Here is a 23,379-nt window from a genome sequence, read left to right as displayed (position 1 = left end):
TCCGGGCAGGTGCCCGGACCCTTCCGCGTGTGCCCCCGCCGGGCCGGGCGGGGGTCAGTCCGGCAGGGCGGTCTCGTCCGGGATCACGTGCACGGCCGCCTCCTCGGCGCCCGCCGCTCCCCCGTCGATGCCGACGTCGTCGGCGATCTCCTCCTTGACGGTGTCGCCGTGGGCGCCCTCGTCGGGTGCGACCAGCCGGCCCGCGCGGTCCTCGCCCACCTCGGGGTCGAGGGGTTCGCCCGCGCCGCCGGGCAGGTCCCCGATCTCGTCGCCGGGCGGCACCGTCACGTCGGGCACCTCTTCGCCGAGCCGCTCGTCCAGGCTCTCGCCCTCGTGCTGCTCGGCGGCGGTGGTGCCGTGCCGGGTGACGCCGAGCGGGCGCTCGGGCGGCGAGTAGCCCTCGTCGAGCAGCTCGTCGTAGTCGCGTTCGCCCAGCGCGTCCTGGAGGTCCAGCGGCGCGGCGTCCTCCTGTTCCTCGTTGGTGCCGGTGGGCTGGTAGGCGTCGTCCGCCATGGGGGTCTGCTCGGACTGCTGGTCGCTCATCGTCGCCTCCTTCACGAAGCTCGCGGGCGGGTCCCGGACCGCGTTTCCCGAAGGCGGCCGGTTAACCCCGCGAAAGCCGGGGGACCTGCGGCGACGAGGTCAGTCGGCGGACCGGTCGGCGAGCTGTGCCGTCCACCGCTCCTCGATCCGGCCGGCCTTCCAGACCAGCAGCGCGATCACCCAGGTGGCGAAGAACAGGCCGACGATGACGAAGCCGACCGTATTGAGGTCGAGGCCCCCGACCCAGTCCCAGAACGCGCCGTGCAGGTCCAGCTTCTCGGCGAGCAGGCCCAGCAGTTCCACGGTGCCGATGATCAGGGCGACGGCGACGGAGAGCCCGGTGATGGTGAGGTTGTAGTAAACCTTGCGGACCGGCTTGGAGAACGCCCAGCCGTAGGCGAAGTTCATGAACGAGCCGTCGATGGTGTCCAGCAGGGACATGCCCGCGGCGAACAGGACCGGCAGGCACAGGATGGCGTACCAGGGCAGTCCGGAGGCGGCGCCGGAACCGGCGAGGACCAGCAGGGCGATCTCGGTCGCGGTGTCGAAGCCGAGCCCGAAGAGCAGGCCGAGCGGGTACATGTGCCAGGGCTTGCCGACCGAACCGGTGACCCGGCCGAGCAGCCGGTTCATGAAGCCGCGGTTGTTGAGCTGGTGCTCCAGGGCGGCCTCGTCGTAGTGCCCGGAGCGCATCTGCCGGAACACCTTCCAGATGCCGGCCAGGATGACCAGGTTGATGCCGGCGATCAGGTAGAGGAAGGCGCCCGAGACGGTGGTGCCGATGAGGCCGGTGACCTGGTGCAGGTGGGAGTCGTCGTCGCGGACGGGTCCGGACAGGGTGCGCAGGCCGAGGGAGAGCAGCACGGCGAGGCCGAAGACGATGCTGGAGTGGCCGAGGGAGAACCAGAAGCCGACCGACAGCGGGCGCTGCCCCTCCCCCATCAGCTTGCGGGTGGTGTTGTCGATGGCCGCGATGTGGTCGGCGTCGAAGGCGTGCCGCATGCCGAGGGTGTAGGCGGTGACGCCGATCCCGATGCCGAAGGACTCGGTGCCGACGCTGAAGTGCCGGGGCGCGACGAGTGCCACGAGCGTGCCCCAGCCGATGACGTGCAGGGCGAGGATGAAGCCGGCCATGCCGCCGGCCCTGATCCACTCCTGCCGCGTCATGGAGCCGAGGACGCGGTGCCGGACCGACGGGGTGGCCGCGGTCCGGGCGGGGAGGGTCGGAGCGGGATCAGGGGCGGCCGTCATCGGGAGGTGTTCCTTCGGTGGTGCGGGTACGGCTGCGTCGTACAGCCCGGTGTCTTCGGTGGAGCGGGTGCGGCTGCGTCACACAGCCCGGTGCCATCTTTCCGTACCTGCAAGCCATGTGCAGTAAAGGCGACGGCAGGCCTTGCCCATGGTCGGGGAAAGCCTGCCCCGGCCGGGGGCGCTCAGAGGGCTCTGCGGCGCAGCAGCACCCCGAGCACCAGCAGTCCGGGCAGCAGCGGCAGCCACACCGTCAGCAGCCGGTAGCCGAGCACCGCGGAGGCGACGGCCGCGCCGGGGGCGCCGGACGTGGTGAGGGCGAGGGCGAGCGCGGCGTCCAGCGAGCCGATGCCGCCGGGGGTGGGCAGCAGGGCGGCGGCGCTGCTGGCGGCCAGGTACAGCAGGGCCACCTGGAGCGGGGCGAGGGGCAGGGCGACGGCCCGGGTGACGGAGATCAGCACGAGGGCATGCAGGGCGGCGAAGGCCAGCGAGCCGCCCCACAGGGCCGCCGCGCGGGCGGGGGTGGCGTGCAGGGCGCGGAGATCGGCGAGGACGGCCGTGAGCGCCCGCCGGCAGCGCGGCCACCAGGGGGTGAGCGGCAGCAGCGACGGCAGGGCGAGGGCGGCGAGGACCACGGCGGTCACCGTGCCGGACGGGTGCGGCAGGCGCAGCAGCCCGGGGCAGACCGGGGCGAGCAGCGCCAGCAGCGCGAGGCGGACGGCGCCGCCCGCGGTGGCCTTGACGGCGAGGGCGGCGGCGGAGCGCGCGGCGGGCAGTCCGCAGCGCATCAGGAACCGCACGTTCACCGCGCCCGCGCCGAGCCCGGCCGGCAGCAGGTGGTTGGCTGCGGAGGCGGCGAACTGGGCGGCGACCAGCCGGGGACCGGGCAGCTTTCGCAGGACGGCGCCCTGCTGGGCGAGCGCCGAGGCCGCCCACGTGCCGGTGGCCGCGGCGGCCCCGGCCAGCAGCCAGCTCTGGTCCGCGACCGCGAGCCGCAGCGCCCCGCTCCGCAGGGCCGGCCAGTACCGGTGGGCGAGGCAGAGCACGCCGAGCAGGACGGCGAGCCCGGCGGCGGCCTGCCAGCGGGCCCGCCGGTGCCTGACGGGCGGGGCGGTCGGTTCCACCGGGGATGTCACGGGCCGGCCTCCGGGACGACGTAGTAGAGGCGCGTGCCGCCGAGGGTCACCGACGCCCAGGCGCGGGCGTAGCCGGGCGGTCGGGCGCCCTGCGGGACCAGGACGGCCGCCGGGATGCGCCGGGCGGTGCGGACGAGGGCGTCCTCGGTGGTGTTGGCGTTGTGTCCGGCGGTGGCGGCCGAGGAGCAGCCCGCGGCGAAGGCCACCGGGATGGCCTCCTGCCCGGTGACCAGACAGGGCGGGCGCACGCCCAGGTGGTGCAGCGTGTCCGCGGCGCGTGCCCAGGCGCGGTGCGCGGCGGTGGCGCCGGCGGCCGTGTGGTGCAGGACGGCGAGCTGGACGCCGAGATGGGCGGCCAGGGCCAGGCAGAGCAGGGCCGCGACGGGGCGGCGCCGGTCCGGGCGGGCGCGGGCGGGCAGGGCGAGGAGGGCGTCGGCGGCGGGGAGCGCGAGCAGGGCGTAGGCGGGCAGCAGGAAGCGGGGCGCGGCGTAGCCGATCAGGAACAGGTACGGGAACGCGGCGCTCGCCGCGCACAGCAGGGGCAGTGCCGTGGCCGCCGGGCGCCCGGCGCGGGCGGCGAGGACGAGCCCGAGGACGGCGAGCAGGGGCAGGACGAACCACCAGAGGGTGAGGGCCGGGTGCGGCAGCGCCCCGGCGCAGGGCCGGCACAGCGTGCGTCCGCCGAGCGCCCGCAGCTGGTCGGGTACGGCGACGTGCCAGGCAAGGCCGCCCTGGATCGCCGAGGCGTCCGCGAGCCGCCGCGCGAGACCGCCGTACGCGGCCGTCGCCTCGGCCACCCACTCCAGGGCCCCGGCCGCGAGCCCGGCGAGCAGCGCGGCGAGGGCGCGCCGGTGGCCGCGGCCCAGGCCCAGGGCGAACAGCGGCAGTGCGGCCCAGAGGGCGTCCATCGGCCGCGTCCAGGCCATCAGCGCGGCGCTCGCCGCCAGCCCCCACCGGGCGGACCGCTCGGCGCGGGCGCGGAGGAAGCAGCCGGCGGCGGCCAGGGCGCCCAGGGCGACCCAGAGGTTCGGCATGGCCTGCGGGCCGTAGAAGAGCGTCACCCACAGGGAGGCGAACAGGGCGCCGCCCAGGGCGAGTACGCGCACCGGGAACAGGCCGCGCCAGGTGCGCAGGGCCAGGTACAGGGCGAGGCCGGAGAGGGCCGCCAGGTAGCCGCGCAGCAGGACGGTCGAGGACGACCAGGAGGCCACCGGCGCGACGAGCAGCGACACGCCCCGGGCCCGGGGCGCGCTGAAGAACGCGGCGGGGGCGTGCCCGCTGACCTGGCTGACGTAGACCGTCTCGTCCCAGCCGAGGCCCATGCCGGGCCGGACGAGCAGCAGCTGGGCGAGGGTGTAGGCGGCCGCGACGGCGGCGAGCGGCAGCACCGCCCGCCGGGACCGGGCGTGCTCGGACGGATGACCCGGCCGCCCGTGCCGGATCCCGCCGAGCGTGGCGTAGGCGCCGCCGGTCATGCTCACCCCCTCTGCCCCTCCACGCGACAAACAGGGTCAAGCTAACCGGAATCCGGACGGATCACTGCTCGGACACGGCCATCCGGCCGTCGATGGCGCGGGTGTCAGCCTCCGTTCGGGGCGCGGTGCTCCGGCTGGTGCGGGACGGTTCGCCGGGGAGCGGCCGGGATGGGGCGTACGGCGGGTTCGTCGGCGCTCACCGTCAGGGCCTCCCCGTGGTGGCGCAGGCTGAGCGGCGGGCCGTCCAGCAGGGAGTAGGAGGCCTTGTCGGCGCCGATGTCGACGCGCAGCCGACGCCCCCGGAACTCCAGGTTGAACGCGAGCCGGCGCAGCCGCTCGGGCAGCCGGGGCGCGAACTTGAGCCGCTCGCGGTCCCGGCGCAGCCCGCCGAACCCGGCCACCAGCGCCATCCAGGTCCCGGCCAGCGAGGCGATGTGCAGCCCGTCCCGGGTGTTGTGCTCCAGGTCGTGCAGGTCCATCAGCGCGGCCTCGCGGGTGTAGTCCAGGGCGAGCCCGAGATGGCCGGCCTGGGCGGCGATGACGGCCTGGCAGCAGGCGGACAGGGAGGAGTCCCGGACGGTGAGCGGCTCGTAGTAGGCGAAGTTCCGGGCGGTCTGCTCGTCGTCGAAGAGCTCGTCGCACGTGTACATGGCCAGCACCAGGTCCGCCTGCTTGACGACCTGCTTGCGGTACAGGTCGAAGTACGGGAAGTGCAGCAGCAGCGGGTACTGGTCCGCGCGGGTGGCGGCGAAATCCCAGCGCTGATAGCGGGTGAAGCCGGCGTGCTGCTCGTGGACGCCCAGCTCGTCGTTGTAGGGGACGTGCATGGCCTCGGCGGCGTCGCGCCAGGCCGCGCTCTCCTCCTCGTCCACGCCGAGCCGCTCGGCCTCGCGCGGGTGCCGTTCGACGGTGTCGGCGGCGGCCAGCAGGTTCTGCCGGGCCATCAGGTTGGTGTAGGTGTTGTCGTCGGCGACCGCGCTGTACTCGTCGGGCCCGGTGACGCCGTCGAGGTGGAAGACGCCGTGGCTGTCGTGGTGGCCCAGCGACCGCCACAGCCGGGCCGTCTCCACCAGCAGCTCCACCCCGGCCTCCCGCTCGAAGGCGGTGTCGCCGGTGGCCTCCACGTAGCGGACGACGGCGTCGGCGATGTCGGCGTTCACATGGAAGGCGGCGGTGCCGGCCGGCCAGTACGCGGACCCCTCCGGGCCGGCGATGGTCCGCCAGGGGAACGCGGCGCCGCCGAGGCCGAGTTGGGCCGCCCGCTCGCGGGCCTCGTCCAGGGTGTGGTACCGCCAGCGCAGTGCCTCGGCGACGGCGGCCGGGGCGGTGTGGGTGAGCACGGGCAGCACGAACATCTCGGTGTCCCAGAAGGCGTGCCCGTCGTACCCGGAACCGGTCAGCCCCTTGGCGGGGATGGCCCGTCCCTCGGCGCGGGCGCCGGCCTGGAAGACGTGGAAGAGGGCGAACCGGACGGCCTGCTGGATCTCCTCGTCGCCCTCCACCTCGACGTCGGCGCGGGCCCAGAAGTCGTCCAGGGTGGCCCGCTGGTCGGCGAGCAGCCCCTCCCAGCCGTCGTGCGCGGCGGCGGCGAGCGCCGCGTCCACCTGGTCGGCCATGGCGGGCAGCGAGCGGACGCCGGACCAGCCGTGCGCGACCAGCTTCTCCACCCGGAGCGTCTGGCCGGGCTCCAGCACCGAGGTGACGGTCAGCCGGGCCACGTCGATGCCGCTCTCGCTGTGCGTGGTGGTGCGTTCCGGGCCGTCGACCACGTGGTCGGCGGCGACGGCGACCCGGAGGCCGCTGCGCCGGGTGCGGTGCACCAGCCGCAGCCGGTGCCCGGAGGCGAAGTCGTCCTCCTGCTCCAGGGGCGACTTGAGCGCGACCGCGGCGCGCGGGTCGCCGTCGGAGTCGGGCAGGCTCTCGTTGGCGACCAGCTCCGACTGGATCACCACCCGGCTGCGGGCGCCGACCGCCTCCACCTCGTAGGCCACGGCGGCCACCGCGCGCTGGGTGAGCGACACCAGCCGGGTCGAGCGGACCCGGACCGTGGAGCCGGCCGGCGAGGTCCACTCGCAGGTCCGCTCCAGCACCCCGCGGCGCAGGTCGAGCACCCGCTCGTGGGAGACGAGACGGCCGTAGCGCAGGTCGAAGGGCTCGTCGTCCACCAGCAGCCGGAGGACCTTGCCGTTGGTGACGTTGATGACGGTCTGCCCGGACTCCGGATAGCCGTACCCGGCCTCCGCGTACGGCAGCGGGTGGACCTCGTGCACGCCGTTGAGGTAACTGCCGGGCAGGCCGTGCGGCTCGCCCTCGTCGAGGTTGCCGCGCCAGCCGACATGGCCGTTGGACAGCGCGAACACCGACTCGCTCTGGGCGAGGACGTCCAGGTCGAGCGAGGTCTCCCGGACGGTCCACGGCTCGACGGCGTACGCCCGTTCGCTGATCACCGCGTGCCTCCCAGCTCGGCCAGGTCCTTGACGACGATGTCCGCGCCGTGCGTGTAGAGGGCGTCGCTCTGGCCGACCCGGTCCAGGCCGACGACGTAGCCGAAGTGGCCCGAGCGGCCGGCGTCCATGCCGGCGAGCGCGTCCTCGAAGACGGCCGCCCGGGACGCCTCGACTCCGAGGTCCTCGGCGGCGGCGAGGAAGGTGTCGGGGCGCGGCTTGCCCGGCAGCTTCCGCTCGGCGGCCACCACCCCGTCGATGCGGACGTCGAAGAAGTGCTCGGCGTCGATGGAGCGCAGCACGTCCCGGCAGTTGGCGCTGGAGGAGACGATCGCCGTGCGCAGCCCCCGGGCGCGGACCGCCTCCAGATAGCGCAGGGTGCCCTCGTAGGCCTCGACGCCGTCGGTGCGGATCTTCTCCAGGAGCAGCACGTTCTTGCGGTTGCCGACGCCGTTCACCGTGCGGGCGTCCGGTGGGTCCTCCGGGGTGCCCTCGGGCAGCTCGATGCCGCGCGAGGCGAGGAAGGCGCGGACGCCGTCGGCGCGGGGCCGGCCGTCGACGTACTCGTCGTAGTCGGCGGAGGCGTCGAACGGCCGCCCCCGCTCGCCGTCGTAGTCGCGCAGGAAGGCGTCGAAGGTCTCCTTCCAGGCCGCGGCGTGCACGACGGCCGTCTTGGTGACGACGCCGTCGAGATCGAACAGACAGGCCTGGATCGGGTCGGGCAGACCGAGCTGAGTCATACCCTGCACTCTTCCCCACCGAACGCCCTCCAGTGAGTGGCGCACGCCACATCAGGGCGGCTCCGGGTGAAAATCCGGCACGGAGACCACCGGGACCGCTCCCGCCCCCCGGTGCCACACTTGCCCCTGTGCCGCAGCCGACCTTCGACGACCTCCTCACCCGCGCCCGTGCCCTGGCCCAAGGCGGGCGGCGGGCCGTCCTCGGGATCGCGGGCGGCCCCGGCGCGGGCAAGACGACCCTCGCCGAGCACCTGGTGCGCGCCCTCACCGGTGACGGCCCGCCGTGGGCGGCGCACGTGCCGATGGACGGCTTCCACCTGGCCGACGCCGAGCTGGACCGGCTGAGCCGCCGCGACCGCAAGGGCGCGCCGGACACCTTCGACGCGGCCGGGTACGCGGCGCTGCTGAGACGGCTGCGCGAGGACAGTGACGAGGTGGTGTACGCGCCCGGGTTCGAACGGGTGCTGGAGCAGCCGCTCGCGGGCTCGATCCCGGTGCCGCCCAGCGCCCGGCTGGTGGTGACGGAGGGCAACTACCTGCTGCTGCGGGAGGGTTCGTGGGCGCGGGTGCGGCCGTGCCTGGACGAGGTGTGGTTCTGCGAGCTGCCCGAACAGGAGCGGATCCGCCGGCTGGTGGCCCGGCACGAGGAGTTCGGCAAGGACCGCGCGACGGCCAGGGCGTGGGTGCTGGGCACCGACCAGCGCAACGCCGACCTGGTCGCGGCGACCCGCGAGCTGGCGGACCTGGTGGTGCCGCCCGGGGCGATGCCGGTACGGGACACGCGCCGCCCGGGCTGAACCCCGGCCGGTCCCGGGCCGTACCCGTGGGCGCGGCGGAGGGTCCGCCCGCAGTGCTCGGGGAACGGTGAGGCCTTGTGGGGCGGTTGACGGCACGCGCGCGGCGGACGGTCTCGCGGCGCCGGCTGACGCCCTGTCTTGTGGTGCTGCTGCTGGCGCAGATGGCGGCGGTGATGGTGACCACGGCCGTTCAGCAGACGCCGACCATCGACGAACCGGTGTACGTGGCGACGGCCACCGACTACCTGCGCGCGCACCGGCTGCGCTACAACCCGGAGCACCCGCCGCTCGGCAAGCTGCTGATCGCGGCCGGCGTGGCGGTGGCGGACCCGCACTACGACCCCTCGTACACCGGAACCCAGGGCGACGTGGGCCGGCACCTGCTCTACGAGTCGGGCAACGACCCCGGACGGCTGATGCTGTGGGCGCGGCTGCCGGTGATCGCGCTGACCCTGCTGTTCGGGCTGGTCGCCTTCGCGTTCGCGCGCGGTGTCGCGGGTACGGCGGGCGGCCTGGTGGCGCTCGCGCTGTACGCCTTCGATCCCGACGTGATCACCCACGGCTCCCTGGCCACGCTGGACATGCCGGCGACCGGCTTCGTCCTCACCTCGGTATGGCTGGCGTGGAAGGCACGGGGCCGCCCGGGACGTTGCCTGCCGCTCGCCGGGGCGGCGCTGGGGGCGGCCGTGGCGACCAAGATGAGCATGCTGGCGGCGGTTCCGGTGGTGGTGGGGCTGGCGGTGGTGTCGGTGCGGAGGGCGCGCGCGGGCGTGGGGAGCGGGTTCGGGTGGGGGGCGGAGGCGTCCGGGCTCCGGTGGCCGACGGGGGCGTCCGCGCTCTGTCGGCGGCCGGCGCCGCTCGGGATCGGGTGGCGGGATGCGACGCCCGGACTCCGGGAGCTGGCGGCGGGGCCCGGACCCTGGTGGCGAACGGCGGCGCCCGGGCACTGGTGGCGGCCGGTGGCGGACGGGCTGGTGGCGGCCGGTGTCGTCGTGGGCATGGCACTCGCGGTCGTCTGGGCCGCCTATCTGGCCGTCGACCCCCGGCTGCGCTTCTCCCCCGCCGAACCCGTCCCCACCCTGCACGGCCTGCGCGGGCACCTGGTGGACCTGCTGCCGATGCCGCCCGCCTACCGGGCCGGGATGCGGGCGCAGTTCGGGCTGGAGAGCCGGCCGTGGCAGGGCTTCCTCTTCGGGCACCTGTACACGGGTTCGCGCTGGTACTACCTGCCGGCCGCACTGCTGGTGAAGACACCGCTCGGACTGCTGGCGCTGGGCGCGGCCGGTGCCGTGACGGCCGTGGCGCTGCGGCGGCTGCGGCCGGCGGCGCCGTATCTGCTGCTGCCGCCGGCGGTCCTGCTGGCGGCGGCGATGACCGGCACCCGGGACTTCGGCACCCGGTACGCGCTGTTCGTGCCGGTGTTCCTGGCGGTCGCGGCGGGCTGCGCGGTCGTACCGGGGCGGCGGTGGGCGCGACCGCTCGCCGGTGCGCTGGTGCTGTGGGCGGCGCTGAGTTCGCTGCGGACGTGCCCGTACTACCTGCCGTACGCCAACGAGGCGTTCGGCGGTCCCGCGCGCACCCACCTGCTGCTGCACGACTCCAACGTGGACTGGGGTCAGGACCTGGGCAGGCTCGGTGACGTGCTGCGCGAGCGGTACCCCGGCGAGCGGGTGTGGCTCGTCTACAAGGGCGCGGGGGTGCCGTCGTCCTACGGCATCCACGCCGCCGATCCGCGCACCGTGCCGGCGAACCGGGTGCACGGTCTGCTGGTGGTGTCGGACTCGGCACTCGCCAAGGCGCGCGGGGGTCTGGCGCGGCTGATCGACAGCAGCCGTCCGGTCGGTGACGTGGGCCGTTCGATCAGCCTCTACCGGCGCTGATGCCCTGCCTCAACCCCCTGGTCACCGTGGGCGGTGGGCTATGTTGAGTGCTCGTGGCAGAAAAAGGAGACGGACCGGTGCCCTCGCCGCAGCAGGCCCGCGCACAGGCGTCAGCGATCACGTCGGGCAAGACCGCGCCCGAGGCCGAGCCCTCCCCGACCTCCCGGCTGCGCGAGCTCTTCGACGGCCCGCGGCTGTCGCCCGGGCAGCGGCGCATCGCGCAGTACCTGATCGAGCACATCACCGAGGCCGCGTTCCTGTCGATCACCGAGCTGGCGGACCGGGTCGGGGTCAGCCAGCCCTCCGTGACCCGCTTCGCCGCCGCCGTGGGCTTCAGCGGCTATCCGGCGCTGCGCGAGAAGCTCCAGTCGATCGCGCTGAGCACGTTCGCCGGCGGGCCCGGCTACGTGGACCGGGCCAACGAACTCCAGGCGGCGGTCGACGCCGAGATCGAGAACCTGGAGAACCTGCGCCGCGACTTCGCCGACCCCGACCGGGTCATCCACCTGGGCCGCGAACTGTCCCGCTCCAGTCCGCTGACCGTGCTGGGCCTGAGGATCTCGGTGTCGCTCGCCGAGTACTTCGGGTACGCCGCGCGCCGGATCCACCCGGACGTGCGGCTGGTGACCCGGGGCGGCAGCGTCGCCTACGACACACTGCTCCAGGCCCGCGAGGCGGGCGGCACCTGGGTGCTGGCGTTCGCGATGCCCCGGCACTCGCAGGAGACACTGCAGGCGGTCCGGGTGGCGCGCGGCGCCGGTCTGAAGGTCGCCCTGGTCACCGACCTGGCCCTGGGGCCGCTGGCCGACGAGGCCGACATCGCTTTCGCCACCGGCACCGGCTCGCGCCTGGTCTTCGACAGCTACGCCGCGCCGGGGGTGCTGGCCGCCGCGCTGCTCCAGGCCATGACCGACGCCGATCCGGAGCGCACCCAGGCCCGGCTGGAGAAGTACGAGCAGCTCTCCGATCAGCACCAGTTCTTCCTCAGAGAGTGAGCGATCCCGGCGGTTGATCCTTCAGCTACCGCCGGGTACTCGTGAAGATCTTGCGGTCTCCCCCCACTCGGACAGGGACCATTCACCACAAAAGGTGCATGAATGTTTTCATACCTCTTGCCAACTGGACGGCATATATAAATACTGCTCACGGATCGCGCCCGATCGATCGCGAGCACGTTCCGCACCTGCGGATCTCCTTCCGCGTACCGCCCCGAGAAAGCCGACGGACCGCCCATGCGCCCGCACCACCGCACGCCGCACCGGTCCCCGGCACCCGGGGTCCTCGAACGGACACCAGGTGCCGCCGTCTCCTACCCATGGCGGCGCACGGGGTGTACCGGGGCACGTCGACTGTGCGACGCGCCCGTGGCGGCCCCGGCCATCCCCTAGGCCGGGGCCGCCCCGAATTCCGTCGGACCACCCTCACGACGCCGCACACCGGAAGCGATGATCATGACCCTGACCAGCACGCGCATCAGTCCGGACTGGCCCTGCCAGGTCAAGACGCCGGGCAGCTACGACTGGGAGCGCTCGGCGGCCAAGTGGCTGCGCGAGCTGATCCCCGCGCGCTACGCCAGCTACCCGGCCCTCATCCGGCACCCCGTGCTGCTGGCCCGGCACGCGCAGCTCCAGGTCCAGCAGGAGGTCCGGGTGGCCCGGACCGCGCTGCAGACGGCCCGCGCCGAACTGCCGGTGCTCGGCGTGCCCGAGTCGGTGATCGAGCACACCATCAAGCTGTACGCGGCCGAGATCATGCAGTTGCAGCACATCGCGCGCAGCGTCCGCGCGGTCACCGAGGCGCTGTCCGGCCGCGGCACGAGCCGCTGACCCGCCGCCACCGCGCGGCCCTCCCCGCTCCGGCGGACGAGTGATCGAACGCTCCCGGGTGTGCCATGCTCGGGGCGTGACGAGCGAGCCCGTGCATCCGACGGACCACGGCATCGGCGCCGACCTCGCGGCCCTGGCCGGGGTCGTGGCACGCCAGCGCGCTGAACTGGAACGACTGCGGGACCTGGCGTCGGCCTCGGCGGTGGTGGAGCGCGCCAAGGGCATGCTCATGGCGGCCACCGGATGCACCCCGGACGCCGCCCAGGAGGAACTGCTGCGGCGTGCCAAGGACGGCAACCGCACCCTCCTCGAACAGTGCTGGCTCACGCTCGGCGCCCTGCGACCGCCCGCACCGCAACCCGCCGCACCCGCATCCACACCCGCACCCGCACCCGCACCCGCACCCGCACCCGCACCACAGCCCGCCGCACCCGCGCCGGCCCCGGAAACCTGCCCGGCCCACGCTGCCGACGGCTCCGGCCGGCCCCCGGCCGGGACCATGGACCCGGCCGACGTACCCGCGCGGATCGGCCGGGAGCTGCTCCGCGTCCACTCGCCCCGGGAACTGGCCGACTGCCTGCTGGAACAGCTGCGCGCCGAGGCGCGGGCCGACGCCGTACTGCTCTACGAGCGGCTGCCCGAGGGCGGCCTCGCGCTGATCGGACACGCCGGCGTCGACGCCACCTTCGCCGCCCAGTGGCGTCAGGTGCCTCCGCTGAGCGGTGTGCCCGCGCTGTGCGCCCTGGAGTCCGGCGAGCCGTGCTGGCTGGAGGACTTCGCGTCCGACCGGGACCGGTACGTGCTGGCGGGCGTACCCGACGAGCGGTGGCGCTCCCGGGTGTGGCTGCCGGTGCCGGGCGGGGCACGCGCCGGGGTCGCCCTCGGGGTGCTGCGCCGGCACGGCGGGCCGTTCGCACCGCACGAGCGGGCGCTGCTGCGGGCGACGGCCCGGCTGTGCGCCGGCCGGCTGCGGGCCTTCGACGCCGCGCGGGACGACCCGGCCGAGGGCGGCACCGTACGGGCCGTGCAGGCGGTGCTCGACGCGCTGCCCCGGGCGGCGATCCTGCTGACGCCGCTGCGCGGGCCGTCCGGAGCGGTGGAGGACTACCGCATCGACGCCGCCACCGCCGAGGCGGTCGACGTGTTCGGCCGCACCGGCCGGGACATGGTGGGCGGCCACGTCCTGGAGAGTTACCCGTCCGTGGCGGGCGAGTCGCTGTGGCAGGGCTACCTGCACGCGCTGGAGACGGGCGAGCCGTTCGAGGGCGAGCCGTTCGCCTACCAGGACACGGCCGACGGACTGCCCGTCACCGCCACCTACTCGGTGCGGGCCGCCCGGCTCGGGGACGGCCTGCTGGTGACCTGGCTGCGGTACGACCCGGCGGAGCGCCAGGAACAGCGGCTGGCCGACGTGCAGCGGCTCGGCAACCTCGGCTGGGCGAACTGGAACCTGGTCACCGAGGAGATCTCCTGGTCCACGCAGGCCTACACGGTGCTGGGCCTGGATCCGGCGGGCGGTCCGCTGCCGCTGGAGCGGGTGCCGGAACTGGCCGTACCGGAGGACGCCGGGCCCCTGACGCGCGCCGTCCACGGACTCGTCGAGCGGGCCGAGGCCTGCGACATGCCGTTCCGCGTCGACGCGCGCGAGAGCGTACGGCATCTGCGCATCGTCGCGGAGGCCGTCACCGCCCAGGACGGCACCCCGGTCGAGGTGCACGGCTTCGTGCAGGACCTGACCGCTCAGCGCAGCGCGGAACTGGCGCTGGTGGAGAGCGAGCGCGCGATGCTGCTGCAACGGGGTGTCCTCCAGGCCGAGCGGGCGCTCGCGGGCCGGCTCCAGCACGCCCTGCTGCCGCTGCCGAGCAAGCCGGTCCGGCTCGCCGGGCTGCGCGTCGAGGTCGCCTACCTGCCCTCGCAGACCGGCATCCACGTCGGCGGCGACTGGTTCAGCGCGGTCGAACTGTCCGACTACGACGCCCTGTTCGTCGTCGGTGACGTGGCGGGGCACGGCATCGGCGCGGTCGCCACCATGGCGCAGCTGCGGTTCACCGCGAAGGGCATGGTCAGTACCGGGTCCTCACTGACCGGGGCGCTGGCGCGGCTCAACCGGCTGCTGCTGCACTCCCGCGACAGCCGGAACACGACGACCATGGTCCTGGCCCGTTACGACCCCGCCGACCGGCTGCTGGCCTGGGCGCAGGCCGGGCATCTGCCCCCGCTGCTGCTGCGCGGCGGCGTGGCCCGCTACCTGGAGCGTCCGCGCGGCATGCTGCTGGGCGCGAGCGGGACCGCCGTCTACGAGTCGGCGGAGCTGCGTCTGGAACCCGGCGACCGGCTGCTGCTCTACACCGACGGGCTGGTGGAGCGGCCCGGCGAGGGACTGGACGGCGGTCTGGCCCGGCTCGCGGAGGCGGTGCGCGGCCACGGCCGGAGCGGGTCCGGCTCGCTGGAGACCCTGCTGAGCGAGATGCTCGACGACGCGCGACGCGACGACGTGTGTGTGCTGGACATCCGGATGCCGTCGGAGGGTGACGCGACGGACGGCGACGACGGTCACGGCCCGGGCTGATTCCCCTCCCGTGCCGGGTCTAGGGCGCGTGGCCCGCCTCGATGCCGTGGGTGTCGGAGAGTCGTAGCAGCGGTCCGTCGCGGTCGGTGGCCTCGGCGTGCAGCGGGTCGAGGAGGAAGCCGACGTGGTCGCCGCCGTCGGTGCGGTGCAGGACGGTGCCGGCGAACCAGGCCGCCGCGTCGGTCAGTACGGCCGTGCCGCCGGGCCCCTCGTGCCAGGGCACCCGCGCGAACTTGTCGGTGTCGTCGCCGCTCTCGCCCCCGAAGAGTTCGGCGAGCCCCCGCTGGTCCGGGGTGAGCAGGTGGACGGCGAGGTGGTGGGCGGCGCGGGCGACGCGGTAGGTGCGGTTGGCCTTGGACAGCCAGACGGTGAACCGGGGTGGGTGGATGGAGCACTGGGAGGCGAAGCCGACCAGGCAGCCCGCGCGTTCACCGTCGGCCACGGCCGTGACCACGCACATCTCCGGGTTCAGCCGGTCGAAGAAGCCGTCGTAGTCGCAGGAGCCGTCGGAGCTGTCGGAGCCGTCCATGCCGACCGTCTGCCCGGACGGACCGCCCGCGAACCCCCTGTCGCCGCGAAACCCTCGGCACGATCGAAACGCTCAACTCGGAAAGAACTATTGAGCGTTTGATTACCCGCATGCTAGAAACCGCCGTCATGACGACTCCCTGGTCCCGTCGTGGTTTTCTGGCCGTCTGCTCCGGCACCGCCCTCGCCCTGGGCATGGACATGGGCATGGGCACCCGGGCGTTCGCGGCGGCGGACGCGTTCGCGGCCCTGCGGGCGAAGTGGCGCGCCCTGATCCTGGGCGAGGGGTTCAGCCCCACCGCCGAGCCGTTCGCGTCCCGGCTGGCCGCCCTCGGCAGCACGGCGAACCGGTACCTGTCCACCATGTCCCCCACCGCCGGCTCCCTGTGGCCCGACCTCGGCTACGCCGACCCCGACCCGGACACGGACCAGGAGTCGTACGGCTACTCGGGCAACATGAACACCAGCTACACCCGGCTGAGCACCCTGGCGCAGGCCTACTGCCAGCCCGGTACCGGTCTCACCGGGAGCACGGCCGTGCGGGACGCGATCCATACCGGGCTCGACCATCTCCACGACGACGTCTACAACGCCGGGCAGACCCGGTACGGCAACTGGTACAGCTGGCAGATCGGCGCCCCGCAGGCGCTGCTGGACGTGTGCGTGCTGATGTACGACACCCTGTCGGCCACGCAGCTCGCGAACTACCGCGCCGCCGTGGACCACTTCGTGCCCGACTCGGCGGTGGGCAGCTACTCCGGGACGAGCACCGGCGCCAACCGGGTCGACCTGTGCCGGGTGCTGGCGCTGCGCGGGATCGTCGGGGCGAGCGCGGCCAAGGTGGCGCTGGCCCGCGACGCCCTGTCCCCCGTCTTCCCGTACGTCACCTCGGGCGACGGCCTGTACGCCGACGGCTCCTTCGTGCAGCACACCTCGGTGCCGTACACCGGTTCGTACGGCTCGGTGCTGCTGGGCGGCCTCGGGCTGCTGTTCGCGCTGCTCGCCGGGTCCCCGTGGGAGGTGACCGACGCCGGCCGGCAGACCGTGTTCGACGCGGTGGAGCATGCCTGGGCGCCCTTCCTCTACAACGGGCTGGTCATGGACGGCGTGTCCGGGCGGGCGGTCAGCCGGGGGGTCTCGGCGGCCGACCCCGACGCGGTCCAGCAGGACGACCATCTGCGCGGCCATCCGATCCTCGCCTCGATCGTGCTGCTGGGGCAGGGCGCGAGCGCGGCGGAGAACACCCGCTGGCGCGGTCTGGTCAAGGGCTGGACGCAGCGCGACTACTACAGTCCGCCGCTCGCCGACCCGGTGCTGGGTCTGCCGCAGCTGGCCCGGCTCATGAGCGTGCGGGACGACGGGTCGGTGAGCGCGGTCGCCGAGCCGACCGGGCACCGGCTGTTCCCGTCCATGGCGCGGGCCACCCACCGGCGGCCCGGCTGGGCGGCCGCGCTGAGCATGGCGGACCGCAGGACCACCTATTACGAGACCGGCAACGGCGAGAACCTGCGCGGCTGGCACACCGGTTCCGGGATGCTGTACTGGTGGGGCGACACCTTCGCCAACGGGCAGTACAGCGACGCGTTCTGGCCCACCGTCGACCCGTACCGGCTGCCCGGCACGACCGTCTCCCGCAAGGCGCTGGCCGACGCGGCCGGCGGTGACTGGGGTGCGGCGATGCCCGACGTGAACTGGGTGGGCGGCGCGACGGACGGGCAGCGGGCCGCCGTCGGGCAGTACCTCAAGGGCCTCCAGTCGACGCTGGTGGCGAAGAAGTCGTGGTTCTTCCTGGACGACACGGTCGTGTGTCTGGGCGCGGGCATCTCCTGCACCGACGGCGCCGCCGTGGAGACGACCGTCGACAACCGCAACCTCGGCTCGACCGGTGGCGCCCCGCTCACCGTGGACGACACCGCCCAGCCCACGTCCTCTCCGTGGTCGAAGACGCTCACCGGGGCGCGCTGGGCGCATCTCGGCGGGCACGGCGGTTACGTCTTCCCGGCCGGCGGCGCGACCGTGCGGGCGCTGCGCGAGGTCCGCGACGGCAGCTGGAGCACGATCAACAAGGGCGGCTCGGCCACCGTGCTGCACCGCAGGTACCTGACGCTGTACGTCGATCACGGCACCGCTCCGGTGAACGCGACGTACGCCTACCAGCTGCTGCCGGGCGCGAGCGCCGACCGGACGAAGGCGCGGGCCGCGGACACCGGCTGGCTGACCGTGCTCGCCAACACCGACGACCAGCAGGGCGTTTCGGTCCCTTCGCTCGGCTTCACCGGTGTCAATTTCTGGTTCGGCGGAACGGTCGGAACGCTCACGGCGAGCGATCCGTGCTGCGTGATGATCAGCGAGCGGCAGGACGGCACCGCCGTGATCGGAGTGAGCGATCCGATGCGGATGCGTGCCTCGCTCACGGTGACCTGGCGGCGGGCGGTGACGGCGGTGACGTCCGCGCCGGGCACGCTCGTGTCGTCGGGTACGGGTGCGGCGCTGACGCTGGGCTTCGGTGACCTGCGGGGCACGGCGGGCGCCACGCAGCGGGTGACGGTCAGGCTGGACTGAGCGCGCCCCGCACGAACCGGCTCAGGGAGGCCGTGAACGCGGTGCAGAAGGCGTCCCTGGCCTCCTCCGGGAGGGCGTCCAGGGACAGGTAGGGGTTCAGGTCCTCCAGTTCGACCAGGAGGAGGCCGCCGTCGGGGGCCCGGCAGGCGTCGACGCGCTGGATGCCGTGCCCGAGGTCGTTCCAGTCCACGAACCGGCGGGCGAACTCCAGGTCGGCGGCGGTGGCCGGATAGGGCGTCAGCTCCCAGCGGCGCCCGGGGTCGGGGGCGTGCAGGGCGTACTGGAAGTCGTCGTCCACGAAGTAGAAGGATACCTCGTAGGCGAAGTCGACGCGGGGCTGGATCAGGACGTCGCCGGTGGCGAGGGCGGCGACCTGCCCAGCCGGGACGGTGCGCAGGCCGAGGGAGTCGGCGCCGAGCCGGGGCTTGACCACGTAGCGTTCGGCGGCCGGCAGCAGGTGCAGGTCCTCGGCTCGGCCGACGGTCGGTATCACCGGGTAGCCGGCGGCGCTCAGGTCGAGCAGGTACTGCTTGCCGGCCATGTCGGCCTTGCCGGTCAGCGGGTTGTAGACCGGGGTGCCGGCGGCGAGCGCGCGGGTGCGGAACTCCTCGTACTCCCGGGCGTAGCCGAGCACCGGGCCGCTGTTGCGGACCACGACCGCGTCGAAGGCGTCCATCAGGGCCGCCGCGTCCCGGGGGTGGCACAGGGCCAGGTCGAAGTGGGCGCGCATCCGGGAGGTGAGGAGGATGTCCTCGTCGCCGTAGCGGCGCCCGCGCGCCGGGTACGCCAGGTCCGTGACGTAGAGCAGGCGGGGGCGGGCGGGCATGCGGCGGCTCCTGGGCGGACGGGCGTCGGCGTGAGGGGAGAAAGGTTACGTCGCAGGGGGCGGGGTGCCGCCACCGCCCCCGCGGCCCGCTGCCGGCGCGGTGGTCACAGGCCGGCGGCCCACAGGTCCTCGACGGTCAGGCCGCCGAGGCCGTCCCGGACCGTCCGGCCGGGCCCCGGCTCGACCGGCAGGTACGACGGCACGGCGAGCACCCGGCAGCCGGCGGCCTCGGCGGCGGCCACGCCGGTGGGCGAGTCCTCGACGGCGAGGCAGGCCGCCGGGTCGGCGCCGAGGGCACGGGCGGCGGCCAGATAGGGGTCGGCGTGCGGTTTGGTGCGCCGGGTCTCCCCCGCGGTGACGGTGGCGTCGAAGGCGGGGACACCGGCGTCGGCGAGCAACTTCAGCACGGCGTCCACGACGGGCCGCGAGGACGCCGACACCAGGGCCGTGGGGATGCTCAACTCGTCCAGCAGTGTGAAGAGTTCACGCACTCCGGGGAGCAGGGCGGTCTCCTGTCGTACGGCGTCGAGGAACCGGGACTCCAGGCGCGCGGCGAGGGTGTCGGGGTCGGTGCCGGCGAGGGGGTGCAGGAGGGCGGCGGTGTCGGGGGTGGAGCGGCCGAGGGCGGTGTGCAGGTCGTCGGCGCCGATACCGGGCACGGTCGCGCGGACGGTGTCCAGCCACCGCGACTCGGTGTCCACGAGGGTGCCGTCCATGTCGAGCAGCACCGCGTGCGGCCGGGCGGCGAAGGGGCGGCCGTCGAGCGTCCAGTGCCGGTCGGGGTGGCGGCCCAGCGCGGCGTACACCTGGGCGGCGACGTCGACGTGCCGGACCCGGCCGGGCGCGGCGCCGATACCGGGGCCGGCCGCGGCCAGCCAGGCGGTGCGCTCGGCGTCGGTCCGGCCGCCGTGTCCGCCCGCGTCGACGTGCCCGTGGTCGGTGACGACCAGGTACGTCCACTCCTCCGCCGCGTGTCCGGGCCGGGCGCGGACGGCGGCGAGCAGCCGGCCGAGGCGGGCGTCGGCGCGGACGACCGACCGCTCGTACGCCTCGCCGCAGCCGAGGACGTGCGCCGTCTCGTCGGGGGCGCCGAGGTAGACGAAGGCGGCCTCGGGGCCGTCCTCGGTGAGGGCGCGGGCGGCGGCCTCGGTGATCCGCTCGTCGCACTCCTCCCAGGCCTCGGGGGTGTCGGCGCGCGGGGCGATGTGGACGGTGGCGGAGGGGGCGCGGAAGAGGGGGCCGCCGTCGCGCGGCAGCATCAGCGGGCGCCAGCCGGCGGCGACGAAGGTGCGGCGGCCGTCCTGCTGGTCGAGGCGGGTGGCGAAGTCGGGGAAGACGTCGAGGCGGTGACCGGTGAAGTCGTTGCTCCACACGGCGTGTTTGGCGACGGACACTCCGGTGACGACGGTCGCCCAGCACGGGCCGGACATGGTGGGGGTGTCCTCCTCGACCCGCACCGGGGCGAGGAACCCGGCGGCGGCGAGGGCGTCGAGGTGCGGGGTGGGCAGACGGCGCAGGGTGTCGAGGCGTACGCCGTCGATGCCGACGACGAGGACACGGCGGGCGGGCATGGGGGTCCCTTTCACGGGCCGGCGAGGGTGACGGTCGGGCGGTCAGGCGGAGCGGCCCAGTTCCTCGGGGCCGACGGCGTGGGCGAAGGGCAGGCCGCGGGCGTAGCGGGCGACCTCGTCCACGGCCCAGTCGGTCATCCGGCCCAGTTCGTTGCCGAGGGAGCCGGCGATGTGCGGGGTGAGCAGCACGTTCGGCAGGGTGTAGAGGGGTGAGCCGGCGGGCGGTACGTCGGGGTCGGTGACGTCGAGTACGGCGTTCAGCCGGCCGGTGAGCAGGTGCCGGGTGAGGGCGTCGGTGTCGACCAGGGAGCCCCGGGCGGTGTTGACGAGGGTCGCGCCGTCCCTGAGCAGGGTGAGCCTGCGGTCGTCGAACATGTGCCGGGTCTCGGGGAGTTGGGGTGCGTGGATGGTGACCGTGTCGCTGCGCCGGGCGAGTTCGTCCAGGCCGACCGGTTCGGCGCCCAGGGCCCGGGCCTCGGCCGGGTCGACGTAGGGGTCGTGCAGCAGGACGTCCAGGTCGAAGGGGCGCAGCAGGCCGAGGACTCGGCGGCCGACCCGGGAGGCGCCGACGACACCGACGGTGCGCCGGTAGTTGCCGTGGCCCCGGTAGTACGGCAGGAGGCTGGGCGGGGTGCGGGTGTGGGCGTACTCGCGGGCGACGTGGAAGACCCGCTTGCCGGCGAACAGGACGGCGGCGAGGGTGAATTCGGCGACCGGGACGGCGTTGGCGTCGGCCGCCGAGGACACGGTGATGCCGCGTTTCCAGACGGCGTCGGTGACATGGTGCTTGACGGAGCCGGCCGCGTGGACGACGGCTCGCAGCCGGGGCATGCGGCGCAGGGCCGCCTCGGTGAGCGGGGGCGCGCCCCAGTGGGTGAACAGGACTTCGGCGTGGGCGAGCCGGGCGGCGGACGCCGGGGCGGTGCCCGGGCTGGTTGCGGTGTCGGTGTCGGTGAGCGTGGTGATCGGGGCGGCCGTGTCGACGCGGGCGACCGTGTGGAGCCGGTCGAGGTGGCCGTCGGCGAGCAGGGCCCGGTGGATGTCGGCGCCCATGGCGAGGACGGTACGGGGACGGGTGGGGGTGGGTGGGGGTGTCGGGGTCACGGTCACCTTCACTTCACCGCGCCGGCGGTCAGGCCCGAGCGCCAGAAGCGCTGGAGGCAGACGAACGCGGCGATCAGCGGGAGGACGGCCACGAGCGAGCCGGTGATCACGAGCGCGTAGTACTCGGGCTGTTGCTGGGTGACGCTGTTCCACATGAACAGGCCCAGGTTGACCGGGTAGAGGTGATCGTCGTTGAGCATGACGAGCGCGCCGAAGAAATTGTTCCAGCTGGCCGTGAACGAGAACAGGAAGATCGTCATGAAGCCGGGTGCCAGCATGGGCAGTCCGATGCGGGCGAAGGCGCCCAGCTCACCGGCGCCGTCGACGCGGGCGGCCTCCAGCACCTCGTTCGGGACGTAGCCCTCGGAGAAGACCCGGGCGAGGTAGACGCCGAAGGGGTTGACCAGGGCGGGCAGCAGCAGCGCCCAGTAGGTGTTGACGACTCCGGCCTTGGTGGCGAGCAGGTACATGGGCAGCTGGATGACGGTGCTCGGCACCAGGACGCCGCCGAGGACGAGCCCGAAGAGCTTCTCCTTGCCCCGGAAGTCGTACTTGTCGAAGGCGTAGCCGGTGGCCACGCAGATCAGACTGGAGAGGGCGGAGCCGACGACGGAGTACAGGACGCTGTTGCCGAGCCAGCGCAGGAAGATGCCGTCGTCGAACGTGAACAGGTGGCGCAGGTTGGCCAGGAGGTTCATGTCGCCGAGGGCGAAGCCGGAGGTGGCGAACAGGTCGCGGTGGTTCTTGGTGGCGGCGATCAGCAGCCAGCTGACGGGCAGCAGGGTGTAGCAGGCCGCGACGGCCAGGATTCCGTTGACGACCGCCTTGGAGAGCAGGCCGCTGCCGGGGGCGCGCCGGCGGCCGGTCGCGGTGGCGCCGTCGCCTTCGGTGGCGGACCCGTGGGCGGGGGCGTCGGTGGGGTGGGTGAGGGTGGTCATGCCGCCGCCTTCCAGCGGTTTCCGAGGCGGGTGACGAGGAAGGAGAGGGCGATGCCGAGCGCGGCGAGCAGCAGGGAGGCCGCCGCGGCGAGGCCGTAGTCGTGCTGCACGAAGCCCGCCTTCCAGATGAACAGGGTGGGCGACCAGGCGGTGTCGATCGAAGGTGCGCCGCGCTGGTTGAGCAGCTTGGGTTCGGTGAAGATCTGGATCGCGCCGACACAGGTGAACAGGACGGTCATGACGACCGCGGAGGCGATCATCGGGACCTTGATCTGGATCGCGGTGCGCAGGGCGCCGGCTCCGTCCACGACGGCCGCTTCTATCACTTCGCGCGGTACGGCTTGCAGGGCCGCGTAGAAGATGACCATGTTGTAGCCGGTCCACTGCCAGGCGGACAGGTTGACCAGGGAGAGCAGTACATGGTCGCCGGCGTAGAAGTCCCAGCTGCCGCCCGCGGCCTGGATCCCGTCGAGCACGGGGCTGAGGCCCGGGGTGTAGAGGTAGATCCAGATGATCGAGGCGATCAGTCCGGGGATCGCGTGCGGCAGGAACAGGGCCAGTTGGAAGAACCGCTTGGCGCGGGCGAGCGCGGAGTCGACGAGCAGGGCGAGGGCGAGGGAGCCGCCGGTCATCACCGGGATGTAGAGGGCGCAGTAGAGCGCGATGTGCGCGAAGGAGGCGCGGAACCCGGCGTCGGAGAGGGCGGCGGTGTAGTTGCCGAGTCCGGCGAAGACGCGCCGGGTGCCGCCGAAGCCGAGCCCGGAGGACCGTTCCTGGAACAGGCTCATCCAGAGCGCGTAGCCGATCGGGGCGATCATGACGACGGCGAACAGTGCGAAGAAGGGCGTGATGAGCACGGCGGCGGCCCGGCGCCGGCCGCGTGCGGCCCGGGTGGCGGCGCCGGGTCCGCCCGGCACCCGCCGGTCCGGGGTACGGCGGCCGGCCGGGGGTCCGGCGGTCCGGGCCAAGGGTGCTGCCACTGCGGCTCCTTCGGGTCGGGGGTGGGCGTGTCGGGGGGGGCGGGGCGGGCGACGGCACCGGCGGTGGCTTCGCGCGGGCGCGGCGATCGGAAGTGCCGGGCGGGGAGCTGAGGGTGCCGGATGAGGAACTGAGGTCTCTGGGCCTGGAGTTGAGGGTGCCGGGTGTGGTGTGGTCCGGCCGGGTGCGGCACATTCCCTCGTTGTGCCGCACC

General features: G+C 74.0%; 18 protein-coding genes. 6 read left to right on the top strand and 12 right to left on the bottom strand.

The window, feature by feature from the left end:
• Positions 1–54 precede the first annotated feature (54 nt).
• The 6 genes from NX794_RS15660 to NX794_RS15635 form a co-directional block, all read right to left on the bottom strand.
• Positions 55–543, bottom strand: coding sequence for a DUF5709 domain-containing protein (locus NX794_RS15660; protein ID WP_258779148.1), 489 nt, complete (start codon positions 541–543; stop codon positions 55–57).
• Positions 544–642: 99 nt separating this feature from the next.
• The gene (gene nicT / locus NX794_RS15655; protein ID WP_258779147.1) at positions 643–1,794 is read right to left on the bottom strand and encodes a Nickel transporter NicT; all 1,152 of its coding nucleotides are present in this window, start codon (positions 1,792–1,794) and stop codon (positions 643–645) included.
• A gap of 182 nt (positions 1,795–1,976) precedes the next feature.
• Positions 1,977–2,927: a lysylphosphatidylglycerol synthase domain-containing protein gene (locus NX794_RS15650; RefSeq protein ID WP_258779146.1), complete on the bottom strand. Its 951-nt coding sequence runs from the start codon at positions 2,925–2,927 to the stop codon at positions 1,977–1,979.
• On the bottom strand, positions 2,924–4,402 hold the full coding sequence (locus NX794_RS15645; RefSeq protein WP_258779289.1) for a hypothetical protein: 1,479 nt from the start codon (positions 4,400–4,402) through the stop codon (positions 2,924–2,926). The genes NX794_RS15650 and NX794_RS15645 overlap by 4 nt, the downstream gene beginning before the upstream one ends.
• Before the next feature lie 104 nt (positions 4,403–4,506).
• Positions 4,507–6,849, bottom strand: coding sequence for a glycoside hydrolase family 65 protein (locus tag NX794_RS15640; protein WP_258779145.1), 2,343 nt, complete (start codon positions 6,847–6,849; stop codon positions 4,507–4,509).
• Entirely contained in the window at positions 6,846–7,586 is a 741-nt protein-coding gene (locus tag NX794_RS15635) for a beta-phosphoglucomutase family hydrolase (RefSeq protein ID WP_258779144.1), read from the bottom strand. Before NX794_RS15635 ends, NX794_RS15640 begins: the two co-directional genes overlap by 4 nt.
• A 128-nt stretch (positions 7,587–7,714) precedes the next feature.
• Here NX794_RS15635 and NX794_RS15630 point away from each other — a divergent pair, with 128 nt between their 5' ends.
• The 5 genes from NX794_RS15630 to NX794_RS15610 all read left to right on the top strand — a co-directional run bounded on the left by NX794_RS15630 (position 7,715) and on the right by NX794_RS15610 (position 14,658).
• Positions 7,715–8,383 (top strand): nucleoside/nucleotide kinase family protein, encoded by a 669-nt coding sequence (locus NX794_RS15630; RefSeq protein ID WP_258779143.1) that lies wholly within the window; start codon positions 7,715–7,717, stop codon positions 8,381–8,383.
• A 77-nt stretch (positions 8,384–8,460) separates the two neighbouring features.
• Entirely contained in the window at positions 8,461–10,263 is a 1,803-nt protein-coding gene (locus tag NX794_RS15625; protein ID WP_428985911.1) for a phospholipid carrier-dependent glycosyltransferase, read from the top strand.
• Positions 10,264–10,340: 77 nt separating this feature from the next.
• On the top strand, positions 10,341–11,258 hold the full coding sequence (locus tag NX794_RS15620) for a MurR/RpiR family transcriptional regulator (protein WP_258779142.1): 918 nt from the start codon (positions 10,341–10,343) through the stop codon (positions 11,256–11,258).
• Positions 11,259–11,708: 450 nt separating this feature from the next.
• Positions 11,709–12,089, top strand: coding sequence for a hypothetical protein (locus NX794_RS15615; RefSeq protein WP_258779141.1), 381 nt, complete (start codon positions 11,709–11,711; stop codon positions 12,087–12,089).
• 76 nt (positions 12,090–12,165) lie between these two features.
• Positions 12,166–14,658 carry a SpoIIE family protein phosphatase gene (locus tag NX794_RS15610; protein ID WP_258779140.1) on the top strand — a complete coding sequence of 831 codons (2,493 nt, stop codon included), beginning with the start codon at positions 12,166–12,168 and terminating at the stop codon, positions 14,656–14,658.
• Between the two features lie 19 nt (positions 14,659–14,677).
• Here the strand turns inward: NX794_RS15610 and NX794_RS15605 are convergent, their stop codons facing one another.
• The gene (locus tag NX794_RS15605; protein ID WP_258779139.1) at positions 14,678–15,187 is read right to left on the bottom strand and encodes a flavin reductase family protein; all 510 of its coding nucleotides are present in this window, start codon (positions 15,185–15,187) and stop codon (positions 14,678–14,680) included.
• Positions 15,188–15,315: 128 nt separating this feature from the next.
• On the opposite strand from NX794_RS15605, the gene NX794_RS15600 reads away from it, so the two are divergent.
• On the top strand, positions 15,316–17,748 hold the full coding sequence (locus NX794_RS15600; RefSeq protein WP_258779138.1) for a polysaccharide lyase 8 family protein: 2,433 nt from the start codon (positions 15,316–15,318) through the stop codon (positions 17,746–17,748).
• Here the strand turns inward: NX794_RS15600 and NX794_RS15595 are convergent.
• The 5 genes from NX794_RS15595 to NX794_RS15575 all read right to left on the bottom strand — a co-directional run bounded on the left by NX794_RS15595 (position 17,735) and on the right by NX794_RS15575 (position 23,167).
• Positions 17,735–18,574 carry an ATP-grasp domain-containing protein gene (locus NX794_RS15595; RefSeq protein ID WP_258779137.1) on the bottom strand — a complete coding sequence of 280 codons (840 nt, stop codon included), beginning with the start codon at positions 18,572–18,574 and terminating at the stop codon, positions 17,735–17,737. The two genes, NX794_RS15600 and NX794_RS15595, sit on opposite strands and share 14 nt — an antisense overlap.
• A 104-nt stretch (positions 18,575–18,678) precedes the next feature.
• Entirely contained in the window at positions 18,679–20,145 is a 1,467-nt protein-coding gene (locus tag NX794_RS15590; RefSeq protein WP_258779136.1) for an HAD-IA family hydrolase, read from the bottom strand.
• A 42-nt stretch (positions 20,146–20,187) separates the two neighbouring features.
• Positions 20,188–21,198, bottom strand: a complete 1,011-nt coding sequence (locus NX794_RS15585) for a hydroxyacid dehydrogenase (protein WP_258779135.1) — start codon at positions 21,196–21,198, stop codon at positions 20,188–20,190.
• Between the two features lie 59 nt (positions 21,199–21,257).
• Positions 21,258–22,187, bottom strand: a complete 930-nt coding sequence (locus NX794_RS15580) for a carbohydrate ABC transporter permease (protein ID WP_258779134.1) — start codon at positions 22,185–22,187, stop codon at positions 21,258–21,260.
• Positions 22,184–23,167 carry a carbohydrate ABC transporter permease gene (locus NX794_RS15575; RefSeq protein ID WP_258779133.1) on the bottom strand — a complete coding sequence of 328 codons (984 nt, stop codon included), beginning with the start codon at positions 23,165–23,167 and terminating at the stop codon, positions 22,184–22,186. The genes NX794_RS15580 and NX794_RS15575 overlap by 4 nt, the downstream gene beginning before the upstream one ends.
• Positions 23,168–23,379 lie beyond the last annotated feature (212 nt).

Source organism: Streptomyces pyxinicus (assembly GCF_024753135.1).
GTDB classification, from domain to species: Bacteria; Actinomycetota; Actinomycetes; order Streptomycetales; family Streptomycetaceae; genus Streptomyces; species Streptomyces pyxinicus.
The sequence above is the reverse complement of the archived record's forward strand: the minus strand, read 5'-3'. Positions and strand labels throughout refer to the sequence as shown.

What these genes read in the sequence shown, in the direction of transcription:
- NX794_RS15660 (WP_258779148.1), bottom strand. Translation starts at nt 543, where the DNA reads ATGAGCGACCAGCAGTCCGAGCAGACCCCCATGGCGGACGACGCCTAC.
- nicT (WP_258779147.1), bottom strand. Translation starts at nt 1,794, where the DNA reads ATGACGGCCGCCCCTGATCCCGCTCCGACCCTCCCCGCCCGGACCGCG.
- NX794_RS15645 (WP_258779289.1), bottom strand. Translation starts at nt 4,402, where the DNA reads ATGACCGGCGGCGCCTACGCCACGCTCGGCGGGATCCGGCACGGGCGG.
- NX794_RS15635 (WP_258779144.1), bottom strand. Translation starts at nt 7,586, where the DNA reads ATGACTCAGCTCGGTCTGCCCGACCCGATCCAGGCCTGTCTGTTCGAT.
- NX794_RS15615 (WP_258779141.1), top strand. Translation starts at nt 11,709, where the DNA reads ATGATCATGACCCTGACCAGCACGCGCATCAGTCCGGACTGGCCCTGC.
- NX794_RS15605 (WP_258779139.1), bottom strand. Translation starts at nt 15,187, where the DNA reads ATGGACGGCTCCGACAGCTCCGACGGCTCCTGCGACTACGACGGCTTC.
- NX794_RS15600 (WP_258779138.1), top strand. Translation starts at nt 15,316, where the DNA reads ATGACGACTCCCTGGTCCCGTCGTGGTTTTCTGGCCGTCTGCTCCGGC.
- NX794_RS15595 (WP_258779137.1), bottom strand. Translation starts at nt 18,574, where the DNA reads ATGCCCGCCCGCCCCCGCCTGCTCTACGTCACGGACCTGGCGTACCCG.
- NX794_RS15590 (WP_258779136.1), bottom strand. Translation starts at nt 20,145, where the DNA reads ATGCCCGCCCGCCGTGTCCTCGTCGTCGGCATCGACGGCGTACGCCTC.
- NX794_RS15585 (WP_258779135.1), bottom strand. Translation starts at nt 21,198, where the DNA reads ATGGGCGCCGACATCCACCGGGCCCTGCTCGCCGACGGCCACCTCGAC.
- NX794_RS15580 (WP_258779134.1), bottom strand. Translation starts at nt 22,187, where the DNA reads ATGACCACCCTCACCCACCCCACCGACGCCCCCGCCCACGGGTCCGCC.